Origin of the sequence: Saccharopolyspora sp. NPDC050642 (assembly GCF_040654735.1) — a bacterium.
In the GTDB taxonomy this organism is placed as follows: domain Bacteria; phylum Actinomycetota; class Actinomycetes; order Mycobacteriales; family Pseudonocardiaceae; genus Saccharopolyspora; species Saccharopolyspora elongata.
Genome location: NZ_JBFAIN010000091.1, coordinates 1 through 3,355, shown reverse-complemented (window position 1 = coordinate 3,355; position 3,355 = coordinate 1). Strand labels below are relative to the sequence as shown.

General features: G+C 63.4%; 5 protein-coding genes. 3 read left to right on the top strand and 2 right to left on the bottom strand.

Annotated features, from left to right (window positions below; translation table 11 throughout):
* Positions 1 to 142: 142 nt before the first annotated feature.
* Together AB0H93_RS44220 and AB0H93_RS44215 are read right to left on the bottom strand one after the other, a co-directional pair.
* Positions 143 to 424 carry a hypothetical protein gene (locus AB0H93_RS44220; RefSeq protein ID WP_358582958.1) on the bottom strand — a complete coding sequence of 94 codons (282 nt, stop codon included), beginning with the start codon at positions 422 to 424 and terminating at the stop codon, positions 143 to 145.
* Positions 425 to 534: 110 nt separating this feature from the next.
* A complete protein-coding gene (locus AB0H93_RS44215; RefSeq protein ID WP_358582956.1) occupies positions 535 to 747 on the bottom strand; it encodes a zinc finger protein in 213 nt (70 codons plus the stop codon).
* A gap of 105 nt (positions 748 to 852) precedes the next feature.
* On the opposite strand from AB0H93_RS44215, the gene AB0H93_RS44210 reads away from it, so the two are divergent.
* The 3 genes from AB0H93_RS44210 to AB0H93_RS44200 are packed head-to-tail and all read left to right on the top strand — an operon-like array spanning position 853 to position 3,233.
* A complete protein-coding gene (locus tag AB0H93_RS44210) occupies positions 853 to 1,689 on the top strand; it encodes a helix-turn-helix transcriptional regulator (RefSeq protein ID WP_358582953.1) in 837 nt (278 codons plus the stop codon).
* Between the two features lie 5 nt (positions 1,690 to 1,694).
* Complete coding sequence (locus AB0H93_RS44205) at positions 1,695 to 1,880, top strand: DUF397 domain-containing protein (protein WP_358582951.1); 186 nt, start codon at positions 1,695 to 1,697, stop codon at positions 1,878 to 1,880.
* Positions 1,881 to 1,931: 51 nt separating this feature from the next.
* Positions 1,932 to 3,233, top strand: a complete 1,302-nt coding sequence (locus AB0H93_RS44200) for a hypothetical protein (RefSeq protein WP_358582948.1) — start codon at positions 1,932 to 1,934, stop codon at positions 3,231 to 3,233.
* Positions 3,234 to 3,355 lie beyond the last annotated feature (122 nt).

The window sequence follows — 3,355 nt, the reverse complement described above, 5'->3', positions numbered from 1 at the left end:
GGGCGCGTGGGGTCGGGGGCATCGCGCCCGGTCACCGGGGTGGGCCGGTGCGGGTGGGGGTTGGGGAGGTCTCCGCACCGGCCCTGCTCGGGTCTCGTGAGTGGTTTGGGCTGCTATAGCGGCCCAAACCACTCACGAGCGGTTACGTGCGCAGGTGATGCCGCCCGGTGGGCTCATCGGGGTCCGTGGTGGGGAATCCCGGTGGTATGCGTGGATGTTCGTGTTTCGACCCGCGCTCGTCTTCTTGCCGGGTTTCGGCTTCGATGTCAGCGATGAGATGCCAGACCGTGTAGGCGCCTTCACCACCTCCCGCGTGCTGCCCCGTTGTCGCGAAGGCGATGGCTCGGGCGGGGATCTGAGTGGTGAGCATCGCGAGGATCAGCAGGTTGAACAGAATGAATGTGCTGAGCTGAATCCAGAACATGAGATCGGTTCCTTTCCTGGCTTGGGGTGCGCCGTTTTCGCGCGAAACCGGCGTTTCGCACGCGTGGCGGCGCCGTTTTCGCGCGAAAACGTCACCTCCACCCGGACGTGTCAGGGGCGGGCGGTGAGGGTGTGCCAGCAGTCCATGCAGGTGTCTTCGCGGATCCAGTCCACTTCGGAGCGATCGTGCAGCTCTGCTGCGTCCGCTTCCGCTCCGCAGAACGCCACCACTGGCACACCCGCAGGGGTTTTCGTTGCTGTGATGGGGAAAGCGTGGCGGCCTCCGGTGACCGGGCGCCAGACGTAGGTCAAGTAGTCAGCCATCAGAACCTCCTTGGTGCTCTCAGAATCTATCGTCAGTTTCTGAAACTGATCTATTCCCGTTTTGGGTGAACTAGTGGCCCGAGCGGACGATCTAGGCTGCTCAACATGAATGGCAGTGCTCGCGCAAGAGGCTTGGGAGCCGAACTGCGGCAGCTCCGGAACGGGAGTGGCTACAAGCAGGAGGAGGTCGCGAAGCGACTCGGCCTGTCCAAAGCGACGATGAGTCGTATCGAGAACGGCACGAAGGCAGTCGCCGAAGCCGACGTGTCCGCGATCCTCGCCATACTCGGTGTGACGGGTGAGGACCGTAATCGCCTACTGAAGCTCGCGCGCGAACAGGATCAGCCTGGCTGGTGGGAGACCGGTGTTCCAGGCTTGCCGAAGCAGCTCACTGGCTTGCTGGAGTTCGAGCGAGACGCGAGCCAGATCAGCTGTCTTGGCATGGTCCTAGTTCCAGGACTGCTACAAACGCGTGATTACGCGCGGGCTGTTATGCACGGCAGCGATGTTGACGCTGCTGACATCGAAGCGCGTGTTGCGATTCGCCTCGGACGACAGGAGATTCTCGCCAAGCCCACTCCTGCGGGGCTCCATGCTTTCATCGACGCAAGTGTTCTTCGGCGGGTTGTAGGTGGACCACGCGTGATGGCGGAACAGCTGCGTCACATCTTGAAGATGGCCAGGCGTCGAAACGTGACCGTCCAGGTCATCCCGGAGGAAGTCGCAACCCATCCTGGGCTTGAAGGCTCCTTCGTCATGCTTGAGTTCCCGAAGGCTCGTTCGATCGTCCATCTGGAGCAGCGCAGGTTGGGCGCGTTCCTGGACGAGCCCGCTGACGTTGCCGATTACGCGAGAGTGCTGGATACACTCCAACGGGTGACGCTGAGCCCTGAGGATTCGGCGAAGCTGATCGCAACGCGGGCTGACGAGCTAGAGGGGTGAAGACCATGGCGTTCCAGACCTGGCGGAAGTCGAGCCATAGCGCGAGCCAGTCTGACTGTGTCGAGGTCGGCACCGGTATCGACGTGATCGGGGTTCGGGACACCAAGGACCGAGACGGGGGGACGTTGGTCTTCCAGTCGCAGGCATGGGGATCCTTCTTAGCTGCTGTCAAGGCGGAGCGCTTCGGCTGAACTGGAGAACGCGGCGGGGTTGTTGCTTCCGGAGGTAATAGCAGTGCTGGGTTGGTCCCGAGACTCGTTGATCTGATCTGGCAGCAGGCGCAGGACGATCCTGTGCTGTACCAGCGGTTGCGGCTGCAGGCAGCCACCGCGTCGGCTCAGCCCGATGGTTCGCTCTTGCAGGACCAGGTCGATCTGCTGCAGGTCGATTGGCTCGACTTTGACGATGAGAACGACTATGCCAGCCGTGCCACCAGCGTGCTCGACGCACTTCGTCGGCTGTTGCCGGACTATGTGGCATCTGCGCAGCAAATGCTGCGTGAGGTGGTCACTCACGTCGGCGCTGGGCCGGTGTGTGCGAGGGCGCCGCAGGCATGGTGGACGACGCCGCTGATGCAGCTTGGGGGCTCTACCTGGAAGCTTGTCGGGCCGCCCCCGCCCGACCCCACCGAGTTGGGTCGATGGCTGGCCTACTTCCGACTCAACACCGAGCTGCCCGAAGTGAGCCTCGGTGAGGTCGTCGACCTGCTTGGTGAAGCTGGGCTCACGGCGTATAAAGCCGGCCTGGACCAGGCCCGAGATCGACAATGCGATGCGTGGCGGGTGCGTTGGCTGCGCGAGGAACTGGTCCAGGAAATAGGGGACACCGACGAGCTGGTAGAGACGCTTACCGAGGACTTGTCCTATCCCCATGCGTACGTGCGGATTGCCGTTGTCCTGCGCGAGGCCGATCGCGTCGATGAGGCGATCGACTGGTTGCAACGTGGTCTGCGGTCCGTGGATCCGTGGGACGGGCGTCAGAGCATGCTCGTGGAACGGCTGGTCGAGCTTTATCAAGCTATTGGGCGCGACGCCGATGCGGTGGAGCTCCTGGAGGCCAGATTCACCGACTCACCTGACGAAGGAACCCATCGTCAATGGCGTATGGCCGCCGAACAGATCGGGCAGTGGCCGCAATTGCGGGAGCGGGCACACCAGATCCTGCGCGAGCGAATCGAGGACGGATCGTCGTTCGCGGCAGGGACTTTGGCACGGATCTTGTTGGAGGAAGGCGACATCGACGCGGCCTGGCAGATCGTGCAGCGGTATCGCTGCGACGAGCCGACTCGGCTGGCCGTTGCGGATCGCCGGGCCGAAACCCACCCAGCCGATGTCATTGCTATCTACCAGCCGCTCGTGGACGCCGCCATAGCGGTGGCGAACCGGGAAGGCTTACGCACATGCCGCCCAGCTGTTGACCACTCTGCGGGGCCTGCTTCCCGCATCGGAGCTGACGAGGCGTTCCAGGCCGATGTCCGGGAGCTGAAGGATGTCCACCGGCGCAAGCGGGCCTTCCTGGCCACGCTCGCCGAACACGGCTTGTGACGCGGCATCGTCGCTGGTCAAGGTTCGTGCGTGTTTTGGGCCGCTATAGCGGCCCAAAAAAAACAAGAAACCAAAAAAAGGGGGGGGTTGGGGGGGGGGGGTTGGGCCGGGGGGGGGGCGCC

Bases quoted from the DNA above. Each gene is read 5' to 3' on its own strand.
- AB0H93_RS44220 (WP_358582958.1), bottom strand. From the start codon at position 424: ATGTTCTGGATTCAGCTCAGCACATTCATTCTGTTCAACCTGCTGATC.
- AB0H93_RS44215 (WP_358582956.1), bottom strand. From the start codon at position 747: ATGGCTGACTACTTGACCTACGTCTGGCGCCCGGTCACCGGAGGCCGC.
- AB0H93_RS44210 (WP_358582953.1), top strand. From the start codon at position 853: ATGAATGGCAGTGCTCGCGCAAGAGGCTTGGGAGCCGAACTGCGGCAG.
- AB0H93_RS44205 (WP_358582951.1), top strand. From the start codon at position 1,695: ATGGCGTTCCAGACCTGGCGGAAGTCGAGCCATAGCGCGAGCCAGTCT.